Below are 19,896 nucleotides of genomic sequence, written 5' to 3' on the forward strand. Positions count from 1 at the left end.
TTTTTTGTTAATAAATTTATAATTCTATAATAATAAGCGTTCAAAATATGAAAATTTCCCTCAATTTACAAAAACCAATTTAACCGTTACATTCAATATATGAGCGAATATATAATCAACGGCGGAGTTCCGCTGAATGGGACAATCAAGGTCAGCGGCAACAAGAACGCAGCCCTGCCATGTATTGCGGCTGCGCTTTTAACCGATGAGCCTGTCACCCTTCGCAATATTCCTGACATTGAAGACGTGCGGGTAATGCTTGACGTGTTTACCGCTCTGGGCGGCGAAGTTCAAAAATACCAGCCGAATATGATTACGCTTTCACTGCGCGATATAAAGCAACCGGAAATACCGCAAGAAGAGGCAAAAAAAATCAGAGCGTCGATTCTATTCGCGGGGCCGCTTCTCGCGCGGACTGGAAAAGTAATTCTTCCGCCGCCGGGTGGCGACGTTATCGGAAGAAGAAGGCTTGATACGCACTTTTTGGCGCTTACGGAATTGGGAGCGAAGGTAAAGGTGGGCGATAATTTTACATTTACGGCGAAACATTTAACTGGCGCGGATATTTTTCTTGACGAAGCGTCTGTTACCGCTACGGAAAACGCTATTATGGCGGCAGTTCTTGCAAAGGGAAAAACAATTTTGACTAACGCGGCAAGCGAACCTCATGTGCAGGATTTATGCGGAATGTTAGTTAAAATGGGCGCTCAAATACAGGGTATCGGCTCTAACATACTTACAATTACCGGAGTGGATAAACTTTCAGGCTGTGATTTTGAAATCGGCTCTGACTTTATGGAAGTCGGCTCCTTTATCGGTCTTGCCGCCGTAACGGGAGGCGACCTGCATATAGAGGGAGCGCGTCCTGGGGAAATGCGCCCCGCGAAAATAGCGTTCGGAAAATTGGGCATCGTATGGGCGCATGAGGGAAATATTATCCATGTGCCAAAAAACCAAAGTATGGAAGTAAACCACGACCTCGGCGGCATGATTCCAAAAATAGACGACGCACCTTGGCCGGGATTCCCCCCCGATCTTATCAGCATAATAATCGTTGTCGCCACCCAGATAAAAGGCACGGTGCTGGTTCACGAAAAAATGTACGAGTCTCGGATGTTCTTCGTGGACAAACTTATCGGCATGGGCGCGAGGATTGTGTTATGCGATCCGCACCGCGCCGTCATTTCGGGGCCGACAAAACTTCACGGCTCAGAACTGATAAGTACTGACGTGCGCGCCGGAATGTCCATGCTGATTGCCGCCATGTGCGCCGAAGGAAAAAGCGTTATACGCAATGTCTACCAGATTGAACGCGGCTATGAGCATTTGGCGGAAAGGCTTTCTGCCCTCGGCGCTGACATTACTAGGACTGAGTGAGGACAGAGATTACCCAAAGATTCTCACTAAGAACACGAAGGTACAAAGATCAAAAGGGGAACCTTCGACCTTCGGTCTCGGTTGAGGTTCACAAAGGGGAATTAGGGGTTGTTGTTTCAAAACTAATCTTGAAATTTCATGATAAGATAATGGGTAAGCTGCCAATTAAATAAAGGGGCAGGGAATATAAATCGTCCGCAACGCCGTATTTTTTTAGTGAGGCGCGGACAGCGCAGGGGGGAGCGTATTCTTTTCTGTACGCGTTTAGGCTTTCGGATTTGACATTTTTGCCTGCCTTTACTTCAATCGGGATAATTTTATTATTGTACTGTATGACAAATTCAATCTCGGCGGTATTTTTTTCAGCCGCCCAATAGTAAATCGGCAGTTTATCATTAGCTGAAATAAGTTCCTGTAAAACAAATTGTTCGGAAATTCCGCCCTTATAATGCGAAAAAGTCCTGTCATCATCGTCAACATAGAGCTTAATATCAAGCCCTGCTCGCGCTGAAAGAAGCCCTACGTCGTTCATGTAAAGCTTAAAAATCGCAGGCTCTTTATACCCAATCAATGGCATATTCGGTAAACTTACACGGTACAGTTTATAAATCAATTTGGTATCTGTAAGCCAGTTAAGAGCCAACTCATAATCGCGCCCACGGGAACCTTCTTTCATGCCGGAATACAGAAAGCGTTTGTTTTCCCTGCCAAGCTGGAGGGGAACTGAATTCCAAATATCACGCAGGCGAGCGATATAGGACGACGGAATATGCTTCGCAAAATCGGCGTAATAAGAATCTAGAATCATATTTTGCACATCGCGCACTTCGCTAAAATCGCGGGTTTCGATGTATTTTTTCACGGCAGCGGGCATTCCGCCGGTATAGAAATATTGTTTTAACAGCCCCGTAATCGCGTCATGGAACGTGGAAATTGCGGAAAAATCAGGCTTTTTTAAAATTTGCACATAACGCGGTTCAATGGCTTCTAAAAATTCGTAAAACGACATGGGATAAATCGTTATTATGTCAACTTTACCTACTGGAAAACCAGTTCCCTCAAGCGTCATCACCCCGAGCAGGCTGCCTGCGGCGATAATATGGTACTCGGGCGCGTTATCGCTAAAATGTCTTAACGATGTAAGAGCTCGCGGACATTCTTGAACTTCGTCAAAAATGATAAGAGTATCGGGCGTAATTTTTACGCCTGTCGCGACAGAAAGCTCATGAATAATGCGCGGAATACTAAAATCTTTTTCAAAAATGCCTTTAAAAACGGCCTCCAAATCAAAAGTGATATAAGCGGTGGAATCGAAATTCCTAGCCCCAAATTCCTTCATAAGCCAAGTCTTGCCAACCTGCCGCGCCCCATAAACAATCAATGGCTTACGGTTTTTGGAGTTTTTCCATTTTTCAAGCTTTTCTAGATTAGCGCGGTACACTTTTTCCTCTTTATTTATGGTGTTTATTTAAATTATAATGTAGTGATTATTATTGTCAAGAATTTGGTGTTAAATTTGTACTGAATTCCAAAGAATTTGGTGCGTTATTTACACGTAATTCAAATGAATTTAGTGTTAAGTTCACACGTAATTCCAAAGAATTTGGTGTGTTACTTACACGTAATTCAAATGAATTTAGTGTTAAATTCATACATAATTCCAAAGAATTTGGTGTGTTACTTACACGTAATTCACAGGAATTTAGTGTCAAATTCACACATAATTTCATAGAATTTGGTGTGTGACTTGCACACAATTCATAGGAATTTAGTGTTGAATACACACGTAATTCCATAGAATTTGGTGTGTTACTTACACGTAATTCAAATGAATTTAGTGTTAAACTCACACATATTTCCATAGTATTTGGTGTGTAATTTACACATTTTTCTGTTTAAAGCTTCTCTTTAGAAAAAACACGCAAAAACAGTGATTTATCAACTTTTTTCGTACAAAATAAATTAATAAAGCGAAAGAGGCGCGAAATTATCAAATTTGAGACATAAACTTAGTATATGTTGCTATTTTCTATATTATGAGATATATTTATTAGTACATTATGAATATAAAGATAAAGATGTTATTAATCTTCCTCATCTGTATCGGGAGTATTTATGCTCAGGATATTGAAACTGCTGATACTAGGGAGATTGCGACCTCAAATGCCCATGTCATCGAAATTACGAATATGGAGGTCGAATATTTTTTTAACGCCGATTTTAACAGGACTTTTAATTTTGTCGGCGGCTTTTCCGCTACAGGTAAAATCGAATTTAATAATCGGGTCGCTGTTAAGGAAGGAATTTATATTAACTACATGCCTGAAGACGTAACCATTATAAAATTGTTTACTAACGCTACATACCGCGTGCTGGCTAATTGGCCGCTTGATGTAAAACTGGCATGGGCTTACAACGGCCTGCCCGATTATGAAACACATTCCCACGCTATAGTGCCGATTATTTCTTGGAACGCGAAGTATTACGGAATAAGCGTCGGCTTTGGGGCGCGGTTTACTTCTTTCTTTAGTGAAGGACCACAGCTTGAATATATGGTGCCCATGGGATTATATGTCAATTTTATAAATAACGATAAACTCTGCGTAGGAATGAGTCTCGCGAATTACACTGATTTTCAGATAGACAGCTTTATCGCGTTTGCGCTCGCGGCAAAAGTTTCCCTCAAGATAGACAACCATTTGACACTCATCAATGAATTGGAATTCAGGCAAAGCGGCGTAGACGGGCTTACCGCCGGTTTCCACGGAATTGTCTGGAAAGGAGGAGCAAAGTTATCATGGTAAAATCAGCATCAAAAATATTATTGATTCTTTCTCTTGTCATCATAGGCCTTACAATCGAATGTAATATTGATATGCCGGGTCTTATTGTATCTAACTATCTTGATGAACGCTTATTGGAAAAGAACACCTTCAATTACCTGACTGCTGAAAAAAGAAATGTAATAATTAAAGTTAGGGATCCGTCAGATCCAAATTGGAATACGTCAGATCGTCCTCCTGAGAATCCGGATCCAAACGATCCTTCCGCTCTGGCTCAGACAGATCCTTACAAATACTCATTCATTATAATAGCGGATACCCATGTCGAAGGCAGTATTGAAGATTTGAAAAAGATTAAACCTGCGATAAAAGGCGATGTCAAATTTTTAGCCAACCTTGGAGATATTAGCCAGTACGGCGCGGAAGATGATATTAAAGATGTAATGGAATTTTATGATACCTTGGATGTTCCTTGTTACCCTGTAATCGGCAACCACGATATTTATTCCCATAACGGGCTTTTCAACTGGAACTGGCCGGTGTGGAAAGATAATATTGGCTCAACCCGCTACCGGGTTAACGGGGAAATTGATACCTACCGGCTAGTCAATAATGGAAGTGGTGATGAAGAAAACATTGTTCACACAGAATACTTTACCCTTTTTGTTTTGGATTCAGCCAACGCGTTTATTGGGAAAGTCCAGATTGATTGGCTTGAAAGAGAACTAAAGACCGCGAAGGGAACGGTTTTTGTTTTAACACACTCAGATTTCTTTGTTCAGGACAAGATAAAGATTCAACAGATATACGACCCTGCCGAAAGGGCGCGGATTATGGCCCTGTTGCATGATAATAACGATAAATGTAAAATGTTGTTAACGGGACATTCGCACGAGCGGGTAGAAAAGGAATTTGGAGACGTAAAATATATCAGCATAGAAGATTATAAGAGTACGCAGGCCTACATGATTATCACAGTTGGAAAAGACGGAGTTAGATACGAATTTAAAGATGCTAATAAACTGTAACGGTATTCGTTTCAGTAATTATATTTAGGGGGTTTATATTTTGATTAAAAAAGCAACAGTATTGTTAGTAACGGTAATGATCCTCATGGTTTCCGTTCCCGCGTCAGGGTCGGAACGCGAAGAATTTTTCTCTATGGAGGGAAAAAAATTATGGAGTGTGGGGCTTAATTTAGGCACATCATTCGCTACGCCCCTTTTGATTGTTAGTATTAACGCCACAATTGCGCCACTGCCGTATTCTTTTATTGATTTAGGCTGCGAATTTGGGTCTGTTAACGGAATGGCGGGCGAGAATGTGGATATTGGCGGCGTGGAATACTCGTCAAATTATCTTTATGCCCGTATTAACTTATTTTTACCTATTGGTAAAAGGACGTTTGATTCTTACGGCAAACCGCGCGAAGCGGGAGGATGGTATTTGGGATTTGGATTGGGAGTTATGAACGCCGAATATGATTTTGTCAGGAATTCCTCGGAACGCAGCGTCGCTACCGTACAAACTCCCACGCTTGACGTGGCGAGCGGTTTTTATATCGGACGCGGCCATGTGTTATTAAAAGCGGGGTACGCCGGACGTTCTACAATGGACATGAAAAATTTAATAGGCGTTAATCACCGCCTGTTATTGGGCATTAATTACCGCATTTATTAGGAGGAAAGAAATGAAAAAAACAGCTTTATTAATTCTTCCGGTAATTTTTCTGTTCACTACCTGCGCGTTGGAAATAGCCAATGTGATTGGGCCTGGCGGCGGATACGTATACTATGACAAAGGAAATTATAAAGACGGATGGCGGTATAAAGAATGTTCCCCGTTTGATATTGGCGAATTAAAAGATACCAGCCCTGAAAGTCTGACAAGTGCGGTGCGTTTATGCGTAGACCAGTCTGACGATTGGTACGCTTACGCCTGGGAAATACCGGACGAAGCTAATATGAAAAAAATGCTTGAGTGTTTTTCATACGGATTAACGAGGTTTTCAGAAGACTATTATTATTTGGCAATAAATGGCAAGTATATAAAAACAATTCCTCAAGGTGGGCCGGTTTTATATGCTGGCGGCGAACCGGTTTTATATGTCGGCGGCGAGCCTGTTTTAAAACCTGATGGTACGCCGGATTTAAATGGTGACGGTACGCCGAAATTACATAAGAAGGGTGATCCGGTTTTATATGCCGGCGGCGAAGCGGTTTTATATGCCGGCGGCGAACCGGCTTTAGACGCTGACGGCAATCAAATTACAAATGCTGAAGGCAAGCCAGTTTTTCGTGCTAAAGGTGAGCCGGTTTTATATACCGGTAAAGAGGCAGTTTTAGACGGTGATGGTAAGCTAGTTCTTGATGGTAGCGGTAATCCAACTTACCATACTCAAGGTGAGCCGGTTTTACGCGCTCCAGGTGAACCGGTTTTACACGCTAAAGACGATCCGGTTTTGGATTCTAACGGTAAACCGGTTTTACACACTGAAGAGTATCCTGTTTTAGACGCTAATGGTTATCCGGTTTTAGATGAAGACAATATAGACAAGTGGGAAGTGGTTATTCTTCATAAAAGTTTTGCGAGTAAAGCAAATGGTGGAGTTGAAAAAGTTGATGTAGTTCCTGATGGTTTTACTATTAGAGTGCGACCAATAAGAAAATTTTAATATTATGGAGGTATTAAAATGAAGAAGTATTTATTCGTTGTTTGTTTAGTGTTTTTTGTCGCGGGTTTCGCGGCGGCTCAGGTCGGTCCTAACGCTACATTGTATGTGGCGGTTAAAACTATGGACCTAAAATCATCGGCGGGGAAAAAAGTGGCAACCTTAAGTTACGGTGACAAGGTTACGGTGACAAAGGTAGACGGCAAAAATGTGGAAGTTAAAAGCGACGCGGATTCCTCAATAATCGGTTGGGCGCCGTCGGTAAATTTTTCCACAAAGAAAATTATTGTCGGAAGCGCGTCCACAACGTCGGCAAAAGAAGTCGCTCTAGCCGGAAAAGGTTTTAATCAGGATATTGAAAACTCCTACAGTTCGCAAGGAGAGGTTAGTTTCGCCGATGTGGACAAAGTAGAGGCTATAACGATGGATGAAACCGCCTTAATGCGCTTTATTGAAGAGGGCCGCCTGTCTTCGGGAAGATAGTCATGAATAAAAAAATTATGCTTGCATTAATGGTTATGATTTTTTTCATAACAATAATTACGTGCAAGCATATAGACTCGCTCGCGCAGGCGGCGGCAAACGCCGATATTATCGATCATGATACGGCAAACATGATCAGCCTTTCCGCCAGAGCTTTTGGCTCCGCCGCTGAAAACGCGACTCCCGAACAGGAATATTTTATCGGGCGCGCGGTAGCCGCTAATATCCTCTCCAATTATAAAATTTGGAATAAAAGCCCGGAGCTTACCGCGTATCTTAACTATATTTGCGGCGCCATTGTTATTAATTCTCCCGAGCCAAATATTTTCAACGGCTACCATGTCGCCATTCTTGACAGCAATGACATTAACGCGTTTACCACTTCAGGCGGGCATATCTTCCTGACGCGCGGCCTAATTAACATAGCCAAAACAGAAGACGCCCTTGCCGCCGTCATCGCCCATGAAGTGGCTCACAATCAATTGAAGCACAGCCTTAAAGCGATTAAAACAAGCCGCGTTACGCAGGCGTTTTTGCTGACCGCAACCGCCGGAGTCGGGGTAATGACTGGCATGGATGCCGAGGAATTTGCCGAAGCGTTAAATGAATCTGTCGGTGAAATAATGCAGACGATGGTAAACAGCGGCTATTCAAAAGAACAGGAATATGAAGCCGACATTGCAGCGATGTGCTTTATGGCCGCCGCCGGTTATGAGCCGTCTGGTCTTATCGATATGCTCAATGAATTGAAAGCCGTACATAAAGTCGGTTTAGGGCTCAGTAAAACTCACCCCGCCCCCATACAGCGCATTTATTACGCTGAAAAAGCGCTTAATAGATTTAAAGTGGCGGATACCAGAGTCAGCAGACAAGAACGTTTCAACGAGATATTAAAAGTAAATTTATTGACGCAGTAAAAAAAAACTTCACAGTAAGCAAAAATCCCTTCTTCTTCCCTTTCTTCATCTTTGTGTCCTTCTCTTCCTCTGTGATCTTTGTGTGAAGTCTTTCAAATAAAATCTATTTTTTATGGATAATAGTCGGCATTTCAACATTGAAAGTTTTAAGTACGCAGGTTTTACCTTTGTTAAAAAGACCGTTTTTAATGGCGGAATCGCGGATTTTTTCTTCAGTTTCCGGAGTGGCGATAATGTCGCAAAGATGGCGGGAATTTGATTTCATGGCATTTTCATGAGCGGCCGTGTATGAGCGCATCTCAACAGGATTAAATGTCGCGCCGCGTGCGCCGTTTTCTATCGCCTCTTTACGGAATAATTCAATTTCTTCCTCATTACCGATAAAAAAAAGCCCTCTTGTATTGACGGATTTTCTTTCGCCGCCCTTGTGTTCATGCTTACGCGCTCCAAAACGGCGCCAATCGTTTGAACCGCGAACCTCGTCCAGCGCGGCGATAACCTGTTCCATTGTCGCGGCGTGAAGACGCTCCCTGTGCCTGATACGCAGGTTTACCACAGGCGCGTGAACGAAGCACCGGTACAAAAAACCGTTGCCGGGAACGTCAAGACTGGCGCGCGGAATTATGCTTTTTTCCACTAAGTCAGCGTCGGAACGGGAAACAAGAAACCAGATTATTTCTTTTTCCACGGGAATGGTTATCCTCATAAGCCCTAATCTGTCCCTCAACCCCGCGCCGGTACCGAAAAAAACAACCGGTACGCCGATACCAAGCTCTAATATAGCCTGAGCCAACGCGTCGCCTGACCCCCTTGAAACCGTACAAGTGATAAGAGCGTGTTCCTCGTGGGAAAGATCGTTCGTTTTATTACAGAACTTATCAAGTTTTTCCATGTCAAAAGAAAGAGGCGTCCCCCTTAGAATGTCGATATGCTGGGAAAAAATACTGCCGCGGCCTCCCATTCCAAGGTCAGCCGCCTCAATAATACGGCGCATAACGCTTTCTTCATACATCGCCGGAACATACATCCTGTAAATCAGCGCGCGGCTCTCATCAAGTTTAGTAACCGGACGAAGGCCTAGAAAACCGCGTTTGTCCTGAAGAAATGTTTGTTTGGCGCGCTGGATAAAAATTTCGGGAAGCGCAAGCTCGGTAAGCAGCTGATCAATGATGGGGACTATATTCATGTCGGCAATACAGATGATACATGAAATAGAAGTTTCCATAATTCTCCCTACATATTTTTTAACATACGTTTCGATTTCGCGTTATCAATAATTCCCGAAATAAGAATTACGATAATCGGAAAAACGCTCGCCGTCGCCACAATGCCAAAAGCGCCGTCCGCGCGCAACGCGTCGCGTCCGAGTCCAAGCCCAGTAGTTATAATGATGGGAACGGAGATGGGGCCTGTGGCAATACCGGCGACATCCCACGCTATCGATGAAAAATCTTCCGGCGCGAATATTGTCAGGATCAGGGCAAGAACATAACAAGGAGTCAGAATCCACGAAAGATGTATGCCTCCCGTCGGCAGCATATTACTGAACAGAACCCGCGCGAAACCAATCACCATGCCGCCGCCTACGCCAATAGCCGCGATCTTTATCAATTTTGAACGCCTAAAAGTACCCGTGGTCATCTCTTCTACGGTAACGGCCGTAACCGCAAGCCCTGGTTCCGCGAAGATCGCGAAGAATCCCAGAAAGAAAACAATGACAAGTATTATGATGTACGCCCCAATTATCCCAAATCTTGAGGACATCGCGTCTTTAATCGGAATATGCGTATAACTGTCGCCTGAAAGCCGTTGCGGAACAAATTTTTCAAGGGTTGGACCATTCCTCCCCTGTACCCAGATATATGTTTCCGCCCCGTTTTCTCCGGGAACCGTAATGAGCGAATTTGCATCGACGCCGCGCACTGTTACGGTTTTGTTTTCATAGAGCGTTTCCGTATAAGTCTGTTTAAGAGAATTTCCCGCCTGTGAACTTAGGACCGTAATGCCGCCCGTCATTCCCAGGTTAAGCGCGAACATTCCCAAAGCGGCGAATAATATTCCAAGCGCGACAATATCGGCGTTAAAGATCCTGTCGCGGGCAATTAAACCAATAGCGATGATTAATACCAATGCCAGGGGCAGAACCGAAAGAAGAGCGGATTTGGCGTATCCAAAGAACGCTTTTGGAGCGAATAACGAAATCGCCTCATCTTCTCTGTTTTCACCTAACTGTTGTATGGGAAAACAAATTGTGAATTCTTCGGCTGTAAGATCGCCTGAATAAACCGCCTCTAACGCGATTTTATATAGCTCTCCGCCGCTTCCCGCCACATAGACCGCCTTTGCCCTCTGTTCCGGTTCGGCGGAAAAGAAAGACGGCGCGTCACTTGGAGCCGGAACTTTTGGGCCGAGCATGGCGGCCAGAAAAAGGACGCTTGCCACAGGCAGGGCGGACGCGAGCGTAACAAGGCCTAACCCGGAAGCGTTGGAATTTTTGCCGCCTATTTTCACAACGCCCAAACCAAGAGCCAGAATAATTGGCACTGTAACCGCGCCCGTCGCCGCGCCTCCAGTATCCCAAGCAAGATTTACAAGCGGGCGTAAAATTGGATTTTCATCGAATATGCAGCTAACGACAAGAATAGACGGAATAATGATAAATACCGGCGGCTTAAAAGCCCAGCCGAACATGAAGCGGTAAACGCCCAGCACTACGGAAAGCCCCACCCCGACTGCGATGGCGGCAACTAACCACGATGTGCCTCGGTTTAAAAGAAGGTACAAAAGTGGCGCGTTCCACGCTGGGATAACGCTGCCCTGCTGTTGTAACACCGCGACGGCAGGTTCAGCCAGCGTAGCGGTGATTCCTACAATAATTGAGAAAACGGTAACTCCCACTACGCCGATTTTTGACGGCAATCTCATCCCGCATTGTTCTCCAAGGGGCATAATCCCTAAAAAAAGCCCCTCAAGGAAAAATGACAGCCCCAAAATTGCCGAGCCTACGCAGATAGCTATAGAAAGCACGTTTTTAAGCGGCGTATCCAGCAGAAAATATTGAACAGCCGCAAGGAAGACGCTTACCATCAGCATCGCCTTGAACTGCGGCTTTATCTTATTAAACGCGTAAATCTTTATCAGTGAAAATGTTTCTTTAAATGACAAGATTACCTTATCTTTTCGGCGGGGAAAAAGACTGTCTCGAAATTTCGTAAGAATATTCACGTTATATATACATAGTGGAGTTTTTTGTTATTTTTTACAAGTAGGGGGCAAACAGCTGCACGGCATAGCCGTGTAGATGAACAAAATCCAAACGCTCTCTGACCACTAAAACATTACAATTATTCTTGTTTTTACAATAAATGTTACATTATGTTTTAGTGGTCAGACGGTCATAGCGAGGTATATAACACTTTTTTCATAATTTCTTATTCCCTGCCAGTTTGTTTTTAAGAAGCTCAATCTCCGCGGCGGACAGTTTAATGTTTTTTAGCAGATAGTGTTCCGCGATAGACTGCAAATTTTTATCGTTTACAGGCATATAATCGCCCATAGCGGATATAAGTTGAAGCGCAACCGTGGAATCTTCTTTGTCCGTTTCGCCGAAAATACTTGAATTAAAACCGCTGTTAAATGATTCAAGGTAATCGTCGATAATGTCGTCTAACTTCGCTCCCATAAGGGTTTCAAGCACAATGGAAACGAAACCTGTTCGGTCAACTCCTGCATGGCAATGAATCAGCCAGGGGCCTGGCGTATTAATAATAAATTGTAAGCCTTTTTTCAGTTTTTTATTAAAACGCTCGCTGTTATTGCTAAAGTCCATGCCAAGCGCTATTACCCTTTCGTTTTTTAGAAGTTTATCGTACCAAGGGGCAAAAAACGACTTTAATTTAATTTCACTGCCGGTATCGCTTAAATTTATTATCGTTTGTATTTTGTTTTGCGCCGCCAACAGCGAAATAATTTCTTCCTGCTCGTTGTCTTTAATTGGATGACTGGAGCGGTACAGCGTGTTAGGCGCGATATTTCCCATGCGGATTTCACGAAAATTAACATTTTCAGCGCCGTCAGATATTTGTCCGTTTTTTTTCATTGTTACACCATCTTTTTCAATTCGTTAATATGCTTTTTCCAGCCGCTGACCAGTTTTTGGGGAAATTTTGGAACGGCATTGCAACCGCAGGACAATACCCAGTGTAAAACCTTATGATATTGCGTACTGGTGAATTCTATGGTTATATGATCGTCTTTTTCAGTAATTTTTTGATCCGCCGCCCATTGACGCTCCCCCGCGAAGGAAATTGAATCTTCATAGAGGTCTATTACAAAACGTTGTTTTTCCTGCCCGATAAAAACGCCAAAATAACTGTCGCCTGAAAAATCGGCGTATTTAAAATTCTTTGGCAGGGTAAAAACGTCTTTTGTAATTTGGGCGTTTTTAATTTTTGAAAGTGAAAAAATACGCGTATCCTTGCGTTCTTCGGCGAACCCGTACAAATACCACACGCCGGAATCAAATAAAAGCTGATATGGATGAACTTTCCTCTTTTTATATTCGTTATCCCATGTGCCTTTATAATCAAAAGTAATAACATGGTTTCCTTTTAATCCCGCCACAATAACATCCCAAATTTCAGGCTTAACTTTCGCTGAGGCTATTGGCGGAACCGTTATGCGATTTTCCAGCCAGTCGTTGTTGCCGTCAGTTGCGATGGGGGTGGTAATGCTTTCCAAAAATTGGCGGGAAGCGTCATAAAGAGGGGTATCCTTGTAGAGCGAAAAAATGCTTCTTGCCATGCAAAGCGCGAGCAAATCTTCGGCGTTTGTAAAACTTGCGGGCAGGCGGAAAGTTTTTTCGGTAAAATAATATCCCCGGTTTAAGGCGTCGTATTCAATTGGAGCGCCAAGCTGATCTCGCATAAATTCAATGTCACGGCTGATTGTTGAAATGCTGGTTTCCAGCATACGCGCCAAACCGTCCGAATTGGGAAACTTCCCCGAAGCGATTTCCTTCTCGATCTTGTAAATCCTGGGCAGCCCCGTTTTTGGCATGGATTTTCTTGCCGGTTTCTTTTCTGTTTTCATGTTTTTATTATATCACATTGGTCTGTCATAGAGTGATAGAGCAGTGAAAATATTTCTTTTTTTTTAGCCTTAATCCATCTCAGGCGAAGTATTCCGCTATAAACTTACTAAATACTTCATCTTCTTTTAATGACAAATCCGTATAGGAATTTAACCATGACATAAATATGAATGGGTTTATGCCATATTGAATCCCAATGACAGCTTCTTTTTGAATGGTTTTTAAGAGCTTAATGTTTTCATCTTTTTCCTGATCCGCGATATTTGAAAGAATATCACGAATAACATAAGCGTCTACCCCGTTAACAACAAAGCGCATGCCGTATTCAAATATATCCCTGCCGTCGGCCTTTTTTCCGTCAATGTCATCCTCTGTTGCCAATATTCCTTCCCTTCTGGATTTTTTTTTAAATTCCAAAGCGCGGTTTGCAATGACATAATACTGTTTTACAAATTCATCCCTGTTCATCCTGCCATTTCTCCTTTTTTGTAATTAATAACAATTTCCCCTGCATCTTCCAGATGGCGAATAACCGATATTATTTTCCCCTGTGCTTCTTTAACCTTGGCTAAAAACTCCGATTGATATTCCATATCGTCTTTTAACATTCTTGCCGCTCTTTTTGTCATATTTCTAAAAATTTTTTCTTTGATTTCGTCGCTTGCGCCTAGCAACGCTTTTACAAGCTGCTCTGAGTCTATTTCTCTCATCAACTTTTGAATGGATAAGTCGTCTAACAACAAAATAATGTCGAAATCAAATGGGAGAAACGCTTCCAATGGATATTGTTCATTTTCAGAAACAAACTTTGCCGCAGACCATGACTCTTCTTTAATATTAAAGTCGTTTATAGAATTATAATAATCCCTTCTCGCGCTGTAATTATCAAATTTATTTATCTTGATGCTGTCTATAGTTTTACCATGTCCGTAAGCGGTAATTACCGCGTCGTCTGTGAAACTCATAAAATTCCCCCTTCTTCTCAAGCTTCCAGATGCTTTTTCAATATTTCATCTTCATTAACCGGCAAATCCGTACAGGAATTTAACATGGACAACAATATTCGCGTACTGTCACCCGCCTGTATACTCATTACGGCTTCTAATTGAATGTTTTTTAAAACGCGCGTTTTTTCATCCTTTTCCTGCGCTGTAATATTCGAAAGAATATCACGGATAATTTCAGCGTCTACCCCGTCAACAACAAAGCGCATTCCGTATTCTAATACATCCCTACGGTCAACCTTTTCTCCGTCAATATCATCCTCTATTGCCAACAGTCCTTCCCTTCTGGCTTTTTCAGAAAATTCCAAAGCGCGGTTTGCAATGGCATAATACTGTTTTACAAATTCATCACTGTTCATCTTTCATTTCTCCTTTTTTGTAGTTAATAACAATCTCCCCTGTATCTTCCAGATGCCGAATAATCGACATCATTTTTCTCTGAGCTTCTTTAACCTTGATTAAAGGCATCAGTCCTAAATATTCTATTTCGTCTTTTAGCATTTTGACTGCTCTTTCTGACATATTTCTAAAGATTTTTTCTTTGATTGTATCGTTTGCGCCTTTTAATAATTCTGCAAGATCCTTTACGTCTATTTCCCTAAGAAATTTTAGAATAGATCTGTCGTCCAATAACAAAATCATGTCGAATTCAAATGGGAGAAACGCTTCCAATGGATATTGTTTGTCTTCAGAAACAACTTTTGCCGTAACCCAGGAATCGCTTTTTAATTCAAGGGTATTTATGGCATTACAATATTTATCCGCCGCGTCTTCGTTTTTAAATGTGTTTATCCTAATACTGTCAATTGTTTTGTCATGTCCGCAAGCGGTGATTACTATGTATTCTTCATTGCCCATTACGCTCCTCCTTATAATCATTATAGAATTTTAATCTCTGTATGTCAATTCTCCTTTTGTAGTTTAGCCTCGTTGCGGAGGATTTGGTTTATTTATAACAGATTGGTCTGTCAGGAGATGCTAGAGGGGGATTTAATTATTATCAGTTAGGATAAGTATCAGTAAATTACCTTTTAATCAAGTCAATGGAAACCCATAAATCGCCGGAAGAAATTATCGGCGACCTTATCCGCAAGGAAATAGCGGTAACAGTAAATAGATAAGTAGGACTCTTCTTCATGATGAAATATTTTTTTCCAATTTTGTCATTATCTTTAAATACCATTTATTAATAGTATTCGCTTGTTCTTCATAAGTTTTCATATTAACTATATCAGATAGATTCAATTTATCAAAAGCCCATCCTTCTATATATTTGTATTTTTTATCTTCTAATATTTTTAAATATTTTTTATTTAATAGTTCTGCATACAATATTTTTTCATCCGTCAGGCCAAGCCAAAATAGATTTTCTTTTTTTGTATTTTTAATGTAACAAGCTAACCAACCTCTTTTTTTTGATACTTCAATCGGTGAAACCGAAAATTTTTCATATTTATCATAAATCCATGAATCAATTAATAAAGATGATAAATTTACAATTGATGAAAGCGCATTAAAAATATCATTTGTAAGTCTATAAGTCGCCATTCCATTTTCCTCCAAATGTCTTGCAAAGTTTTTTAGTATAAAATCATTTTCACAATTAATAATTGTATATATTTTTGACCAGAGTATCCTATTTTCAATATTTTTTATTGTAAGTAATCTTTTTGTAAGAAGATATACTTTATCAATACCTTTTATTTTTTTATAATATTCTATTTGATCAATAACTTTATTTTTTATTTGATAAGTATTTAAATTTGAATCAATTTTTACTTCAATAACAATTTTTTTCTTATTATATTCTATTAAAATATCAGGAATTTTATTTACTTCCATCTTGCATTGTGAGCTTATTATTATCTTATTATATTTTAAGTTTCCATAAAAACCAAATTCTTTTAATATTTTAGATAAGATTTTATTCTTTTTGGTTTTTAAATATCTTAACATAAATATAAATAATTCTGTTGTATAATTTTCTAATTGTGTCTTTTTAACAGTATCTTGATATTTTTTTATGTTTACAAAAGAATATTCATCTTCTGTCATTTTCTTTACTCCATTGTTTTTTCAAAACCAAGATTCCATTATATAAACATCCAACTACCATTCATATTTGAATTTATATTTATTTCCCTATCCCCTTATTTATTATGGAAACCTCTAAAAATCCCTCAATCTACTACTAAATTATTTTTTGTTTTTACCTTTTTGTCAACATAAAACTATCAAAAATTACCTATTTCTCAATAATTTACTTTATGAAAATGAGTTTTTTAAGGTTCCTTTATGTATACATTAATAAATGTCACCTTGCTTTGGCAGATACTCCATTACCAAATCTCCAGACCAACGGGTTTTTCTGTATCAACCTAGGAACACCGATGAACATCATTGTACCATTTTTTAGCTTCTGTTCAACTCTTTAGATGTCTCAGAAAAGATGAAAAATAGGAGGAAATGTTAATTTATGCCTTTTTAATGCTGTTGTCGGTTCTGAACAGGTGTTTCCTCATTTCTTCCTTATCTTCTTATTTCGATAATTTTTTACTTTTAGAATGTCTGAATCTGATAGAGGTAAACCTTTTTCATTATTGTTTAAAAAAATAGTTAATGCCGTATCTAAACATTCACATTCAATTGGTATAAGAAAGCATTTCCGTAAAATAAACAAACAAAGTTTTTCCAATTCCATTGGATAATTTTTAGTATATTCATCGATTTGACTAACAAAATATCCATAATTTATAGAATAGTTATCTTTAGCATATTCATCATAATTTCCGGTTTTAAGTATTTTGTGTAAGATTTTCTCTTCAGTTTTAACTTTTGATTCAATATGAATTAAAGAAACTTTCTTTATTTCATGTGTAATTTTATCAATGTGCCAGATACATGGAGCAATTTGTTTTTTTAATCTAATTATAGATTTTTGCCGCTGATCTGAATTTTCAAGTTTTTTGTATAATGCTCTAAGCAAAAGAAAGAATGATATTATTCTTTGTTGACCATCAATTATTTCAAAATTATAATTATAGCCTTTAAATAATACTATTGTACCCAAAAAATATTCGTTTGGTAAATTAATGTTTTCCACAATATCATTCCACATTGTTTCACATTCTTTTATTTCCCAATTATAAGGACGTTTATAATCTGGAATTGTGAATTTATGATTTTTAATATCATTAAAAATCACCGCAATACTTCTTTTAGATAAAGATAACATAAAATCCTCCTGATTCTTTCATTAAATAATTATTTCATACTTATTAATCTTTACAATATTTATAACACATTGGTCTGTCATAAAGTGCTAGACCAAAAATATTATTTTAATTTATTTTTCACTTGACAAAATAATAAAAACGTTATAAAGTCTATATATAATTATTATTCAGGCTATGCGAAAACATAGCGGATAATTTAGCCAAAACTTGTGGGATAGGATTAATCTGCCCAAATCTTTTGGTTCAAGGAGTCCGTTATGGAAACAAAGAAAACAGTTGGCCTTAATTATGTTGAATGGCATTGCCTGCCAGTTTCAAATCAAGCAAAAAATCAACAACATCCGCAATTAAAACAAAAACCCGATCAAAAAGACAAAGAAAGAGAAATGATTCGAGAACTTCAGGCGGTCTTTTGTAAAGGACGTTACCGTTCTTGGATTCTTAATTAATATTATTTTGTTTTAATTGACGGGGCTGTCCAAAAAGAAAAATTTCTACCACAAACCACACGAACTTTTTGCACATAACTTGTTGTTGTTCGTGTTGGTTCGTGTGGTTCGTAGTAAATTTCAAATATATTTGCTAATCCAAATAGACAAACTGCCCTGTAAACCCTTCAAAAGCCCTATACCCTATTTTTGTTTTTCTTGAAAGCGTAATAGTTTCAAGTTTTTGGCAGTCTGCAAATGCCTCTTCCCCGATGTACTTTAAGTTCATGGGGAGAGTTACGGTCTTTAGCTCTTCACATTCCGCAAACGCGTTCTCATCAATAAGTTCAAGGCTATCCGGAAAAGTTATATTGACAAGGTGTTTACATTTATAAAATGATGACTTATCAATATATTCTATTCCATTCGGAACGATATAATCTGTTTTGTTTTTGTTTCTTGGATATAACAGAAGACTATTAATTTTTTTATCAAACAGAACTCCGTCAATACTGCAAAATCGCGGATTTAACTTGTTTACAGTTATACTGGTAAGTTTTTTACCATTAAGCCCCCTGCTATTTATAGATAAAACGCTTTGCGGAAAAGTTATTCCGGTCAGCTTGTAATTATGAAAAGCGCTAGAACTAATACTGATAATTCCTTCGGGGACGGAATAACTTCCATTCTTACCCGGAGGAAAAAATAATAGGGTGGTCATGGCTTTGTCGAATAACACGCCGTCAAGGGAACAATAGATAGGATTGTTTTTATCCACGTTTATCTCCGTAAGCCCTGTGCAGTCTACGAATGTAAAATAGTCAATATTTGTAAGGTTTTTTGGAATTTTAACGCTTGTTATTTTTTTACATTCTTTAAACGCCCAAAATTCGATGAAAGTGAGGCTTTCTGGAAATATTATCTTTCTAAGCCTCTTACAGCCGTCGAATGCAGAACTCCCAATGGAAATAAGCCCTTCAGAAAATATTATCTCTTCAATACTTGTACAGTCGTTAAATGCATGGTCCCCAATGGAAGTAAGGCTTTTAGGAAATTTGATCTTCGTAAGCTTTTTACAAAAGCTAAACGCCCATTCTCCAATGGAAATATAACCTTCCGGGATAATGACGCTCTTTATATCACGGGGAAAATCCTCTCCTATTGCTTTTACAGGTTTGCCTTTATAATACTGCGGTAAAACCACTTCCCCGTCTTCGCCGTTGTAATCCGTAACGATCCAATAGTCTTCGGTCTTGTTTAATTCATAGTTAAATAAATCGTCATTTTCCATAAAGTTCTCCTTCTATAGTTTAGCCTCTTTGCGGAGGATTGGATTTACTTTATATATAACAGATTGGTCTGTCATATAATGACATAGGAGATTTTTTTTATCAATTTTAAAAATAGGATAACTGCCCCTATAAATTATGCCATGTTTCATGTTTCCAAAACATATTTCCCGAAAATTTGTGATTTCATTTTTTTCACAATAGATTGGTAAGAACTCCCGCAATGTTTGCAAAAATCACCGTGCAGGTTCGCACTTACCGCCATTTCTGCAAGAGTGGCTTGTCAAAGATTGAATACTGCTTGAGTCATATCCGCATTTCTTGCAAACATATTTGGACTTTGCCGAACCTTCATAAGGCTCACATTTGCCGCCATTCCTGCAAGTGTGACTTGTCAAAGATTGAATACTGCTTGAGTCATACCCGCATTTCTTGCAATAATATTTTGATTGGATTGGACCTTCATAAGGTTCACATTTGCCGCCATTCCTGCAAGTGTGGCTTGTCAAAGACTGAATACTGCTTGAGTCATACCCGCATTTCCTACAATAATACTTATCTGCCATAATTGGCCTCCTTTACTTTTTGCAGCCTCAAGGCTGTTTTTTTGTCCAAC

Annotated in this window: 21 protein-coding genes; 8 read left to right on the top strand and 13 right to left on the bottom strand. The window is 39.7% G+C overall.

Annotated elements, in window-relative coordinates; genetic code table 11:
- The first annotated feature begins 99 nt into the window (after positions 1 to 99).
- Entirely contained in the window at positions 100 to 1,377 is a 1,278-nt protein-coding gene (gene murA, locus ACYVRA_RS09655; RefSeq protein WP_461252485.1) for a UDP-N-acetylglucosamine 1-carboxyvinyltransferase, read from the top strand.
- A gap of 136 nt (positions 1,378 to 1,513) precedes the next feature.
- On the opposite strand, the gene ACYVRA_RS09660 is transcribed toward murA, so the two are convergent.
- On the bottom strand, positions 1,514 to 2,818 hold the full coding sequence (locus ACYVRA_RS09660; RefSeq protein WP_461252486.1) for an ATP-binding protein: 1,305 nt from the start codon (positions 2,816 to 2,818) through the stop codon (positions 1,514 to 1,516).
- Positions 2,819 to 3,437: 619 nt separating this feature from the next.
- Here ACYVRA_RS09660 and ACYVRA_RS09665 point away from each other — a divergent pair.
- From ACYVRA_RS09665 to ACYVRA_RS09690, 6 genes are read left to right on the top strand one after another with little or no spacing between them, the layout of a single operon-like run.
- Positions 3,438 to 4,181, top strand: a complete 744-nt coding sequence (locus ACYVRA_RS09665) for a hypothetical protein (protein ID WP_461252487.1) — start codon at positions 3,438 to 3,440, stop codon at positions 4,179 to 4,181.
- Positions 4,175 to 5,188 carry a metallophosphoesterase family protein gene (locus tag ACYVRA_RS09670; RefSeq protein WP_461252488.1) on the top strand — a complete coding sequence of 338 codons (1,014 nt, stop codon included), beginning with the start codon at positions 4,175 to 4,177 and terminating at the stop codon, positions 5,186 to 5,188. The genes ACYVRA_RS09665 and ACYVRA_RS09670 overlap by 7 nt, the downstream gene beginning before the upstream one ends.
- Positions 5,189 to 5,228: 40 nt before the next feature.
- Complete coding sequence (locus ACYVRA_RS09675) at positions 5,229 to 5,840, top strand: hypothetical protein (RefSeq protein ID WP_461252489.1); 612 nt, start codon at positions 5,229 to 5,231, stop codon at positions 5,838 to 5,840.
- A gap of 10 nt (positions 5,841 to 5,850) precedes the next feature.
- Positions 5,851 to 6,834, top strand: coding sequence for a hypothetical protein (locus ACYVRA_RS09680; RefSeq protein ID WP_461252490.1), 984 nt, complete (start codon positions 5,851 to 5,853; stop codon positions 6,832 to 6,834).
- Positions 6,835 to 6,852: 18 nt separating this feature from the next.
- Positions 6,853 to 7,314, top strand: coding sequence for a hypothetical protein (locus ACYVRA_RS09685; protein ID WP_461252491.1), 462 nt, complete (start codon positions 6,853 to 6,855; stop codon positions 7,312 to 7,314).
- A 2-nt stretch (positions 7,315 to 7,316) separates the two neighbouring features.
- Positions 7,317 to 8,231, top strand: a complete 915-nt coding sequence (locus ACYVRA_RS09690) for a M48 family metalloprotease (RefSeq protein WP_461252492.1) — start codon at positions 7,317 to 7,319, stop codon at positions 8,229 to 8,231.
- 103 nt (positions 8,232 to 8,334) lie between these two features.
- Here ACYVRA_RS09690 and ACYVRA_RS09695 read toward each other — a convergent pair whose 3' ends face one another.
- From ACYVRA_RS09695 to ACYVRA_RS09740, 10 genes are all read right to left on the bottom strand, one after another.
- A complete protein-coding gene (locus ACYVRA_RS09695; protein ID WP_461252493.1) occupies positions 8,335 to 9,456 on the bottom strand; it encodes a hypothetical protein in 1,122 nt (373 codons plus the stop codon).
- Positions 9,457 to 9,464: 8 nt separating this feature from the next.
- The gene (locus tag ACYVRA_RS09700) at positions 9,465 to 11,396 is read right to left on the bottom strand and encodes a DUF1538 family protein (protein ID WP_461252494.1); all 1,932 of its coding nucleotides are present in this window, start codon (positions 11,394 to 11,396) and stop codon (positions 9,465 to 9,467) included.
- A 256-nt stretch (positions 11,397 to 11,652) separates the two neighbouring features.
- Positions 11,653 to 12,330 carry a tyrosine-protein phosphatase gene (locus ACYVRA_RS09705; protein ID WP_461252495.1) on the bottom strand — a complete coding sequence of 226 codons (678 nt, stop codon included), beginning with the start codon at positions 12,328 to 12,330 and terminating at the stop codon, positions 11,653 to 11,655.
- A gap of 2 nt (positions 12,331 to 12,332) precedes the next feature.
- A complete protein-coding gene (locus ACYVRA_RS09710; RefSeq protein ID WP_461252496.1) occupies positions 12,333 to 13,322 on the bottom strand; it encodes a helix-turn-helix transcriptional regulator in 990 nt (329 codons plus the stop codon).
- Positions 13,323 to 13,401: 79 nt separating this feature from the next.
- Complete coding sequence (locus ACYVRA_RS09715) at positions 13,402 to 13,791, bottom strand: hypothetical protein (RefSeq protein ID WP_461252497.1); 390 nt, start codon at positions 13,789 to 13,791, stop codon at positions 13,402 to 13,404.
- On the bottom strand, positions 13,788 to 14,288 hold the full coding sequence (locus ACYVRA_RS09720; RefSeq protein WP_461252498.1) for a FliG C-terminal domain-containing protein: 501 nt from the start codon (positions 14,286 to 14,288) through the stop codon (positions 13,788 to 13,790). Before ACYVRA_RS09720 ends, ACYVRA_RS09715 begins: the two co-directional genes overlap by 4 nt.
- Before the next feature lie 17 nt (positions 14,289 to 14,305).
- Positions 14,306 to 14,686, bottom strand: coding sequence for a hypothetical protein (locus tag ACYVRA_RS09725; protein ID WP_461252499.1), 381 nt, complete (start codon positions 14,684 to 14,686; stop codon positions 14,306 to 14,308).
- The gene (locus ACYVRA_RS09730) at positions 14,676 to 15,185 is read right to left on the bottom strand and encodes a FliG C-terminal domain-containing protein (protein WP_461252500.1); all 510 of its coding nucleotides are present in this window, start codon (positions 15,183 to 15,185) and stop codon (positions 14,676 to 14,678) included. Before ACYVRA_RS09730 ends, ACYVRA_RS09725 begins: the two co-directional genes overlap by 11 nt.
- Positions 15,186 to 15,461: 276 nt before the next feature.
- Positions 15,462 to 16,382 (bottom strand): hypothetical protein, encoded by a 921-nt coding sequence (locus ACYVRA_RS09735; RefSeq protein ID WP_461252501.1) that lies wholly within the window; start codon positions 16,380 to 16,382, stop codon positions 15,462 to 15,464.
- 463 nt (positions 16,383 to 16,845) lie between these two features.
- Positions 16,846 to 17,562 carry a DUF262 domain-containing protein gene (locus tag ACYVRA_RS09740; RefSeq protein ID WP_461252502.1) on the bottom strand — a complete coding sequence of 239 codons (717 nt, stop codon included), beginning with the start codon at positions 17,560 to 17,562 and terminating at the stop codon, positions 16,846 to 16,848.
- A 258-nt stretch (positions 17,563 to 17,820) separates the two neighbouring features.
- Here ACYVRA_RS09740 and ACYVRA_RS09745 point away from each other — a divergent pair, with 258 nt between their 5' ends.
- Complete coding sequence (locus tag ACYVRA_RS09745; protein ID WP_461252503.1) at positions 17,821 to 18,012, top strand: hypothetical protein; 192 nt, start codon at positions 17,821 to 17,823, stop codon at positions 18,010 to 18,012.
- A 133-nt stretch (positions 18,013 to 18,145) separates the two neighbouring features.
- On the opposite strand, the gene ACYVRA_RS09750 is transcribed toward ACYVRA_RS09745, so the two are convergent.
- Both ACYVRA_RS09750 and ACYVRA_RS09755 read right to left on the bottom strand, forming a co-directional pair.
- Entirely contained in the window at positions 18,146 to 19,282 is a 1,137-nt protein-coding gene (locus tag ACYVRA_RS09750) for a leucine-rich repeat domain-containing protein (RefSeq protein ID WP_461252504.1), read from the bottom strand.
- 234 nt (positions 19,283 to 19,516) lie between these two features.
- A complete protein-coding gene (locus ACYVRA_RS09755; protein WP_461252505.1) occupies positions 19,517 to 19,846 on the bottom strand; it encodes a hypothetical protein in 330 nt (109 codons plus the stop codon).
- Positions 19,847 to 19,896: the final 50 nt, after the last annotated feature.

The sequence above is a fragment of the Treponema sp. R8-4-B8 genome (assembly GCF_054786175.1).

Coding starts and splice junctions, on each gene's coding strand:
- murA (WP_461252485.1), top strand. CDS start 100: ATGAGCGAATATATAATCAACGGCGGAGTTCCGCTGAATGGGACAATC.
- ACYVRA_RS09665 (WP_461252487.1), top strand. CDS start 3,438: ATGAATATAAAGATAAAGATGTTATTAATCTTCCTCATCTGTATCGGG.
- ACYVRA_RS09670 (WP_461252488.1), top strand. CDS start 4,175: ATGGTAAAATCAGCATCAAAAATATTATTGATTCTTTCTCTTGTCATC.
- ACYVRA_RS09680 (WP_461252490.1), top strand. CDS start 5,851: ATGAAAAAAACAGCTTTATTAATTCTTCCGGTAATTTTTCTGTTCACT.
- ACYVRA_RS09685 (WP_461252491.1), top strand. CDS start 6,853: ATGAAGAAGTATTTATTCGTTGTTTGTTTAGTGTTTTTTGTCGCGGGT.
- ACYVRA_RS09690 (WP_461252492.1), top strand. CDS start 7,317: ATGAATAAAAAAATTATGCTTGCATTAATGGTTATGATTTTTTTCATA.
- ACYVRA_RS09695 (WP_461252493.1), bottom strand. CDS start 9,456: ATGGAAACTTCTATTTCATGTATCATCTGTATTGCCGACATGAATATA.
- ACYVRA_RS09705 (WP_461252495.1), bottom strand. CDS start 12,330: ATGAAAAAAAACGGACAAATATCTGACGGCGCTGAAAATGTTAATTTT.
- ACYVRA_RS09710 (WP_461252496.1), bottom strand. CDS start 13,322: ATGAAAACAGAAAAGAAACCGGCAAGAAAATCCATGCCAAAAACGGGG.
- ACYVRA_RS09715 (WP_461252497.1), bottom strand. CDS start 13,791: ATGAACAGGGATGAATTTGTAAAACAGTATTATGTCATTGCAAACCGC.
- ACYVRA_RS09720 (WP_461252498.1), bottom strand. CDS start 14,288: ATGAGTTTCACAGACGACGCGGTAATTACCGCTTACGGACATGGTAAA.
- ACYVRA_RS09725 (WP_461252499.1), bottom strand. CDS start 14,686: ATGAACAGTGATGAATTTGTAAAACAGTATTATGCCATTGCAAACCGC.
- ACYVRA_RS09730 (WP_461252500.1), bottom strand. CDS start 15,185: ATGGGCAATGAAGAATACATAGTAATCACCGCTTGCGGACATGACAAA.
- ACYVRA_RS09735 (WP_461252501.1), bottom strand. CDS start 16,382: ATGACAGAAGATGAATATTCTTTTGTAAACATAAAAAAATATCAAGAT.
- ACYVRA_RS09740 (WP_461252502.1), bottom strand. CDS start 17,562: ATGTTATCTTTATCTAAAAGAAGTATTGCGGTGATTTTTAATGATATT.
- ACYVRA_RS09745 (WP_461252503.1), top strand. CDS start 17,821: ATGGAAACAAAGAAAACAGTTGGCCTTAATTATGTTGAATGGCATTGC.
- ACYVRA_RS09750 (WP_461252504.1), bottom strand. CDS start 19,282: ATGGAAAATGACGATTTATTTAACTATGAATTAAACAAGACCGAAGAC.
- ACYVRA_RS09755 (WP_461252505.1), bottom strand. CDS start 19,846: ATGGCAGATAAGTATTATTGTAGGAAATGCGGGTATGACTCAAGCAGT.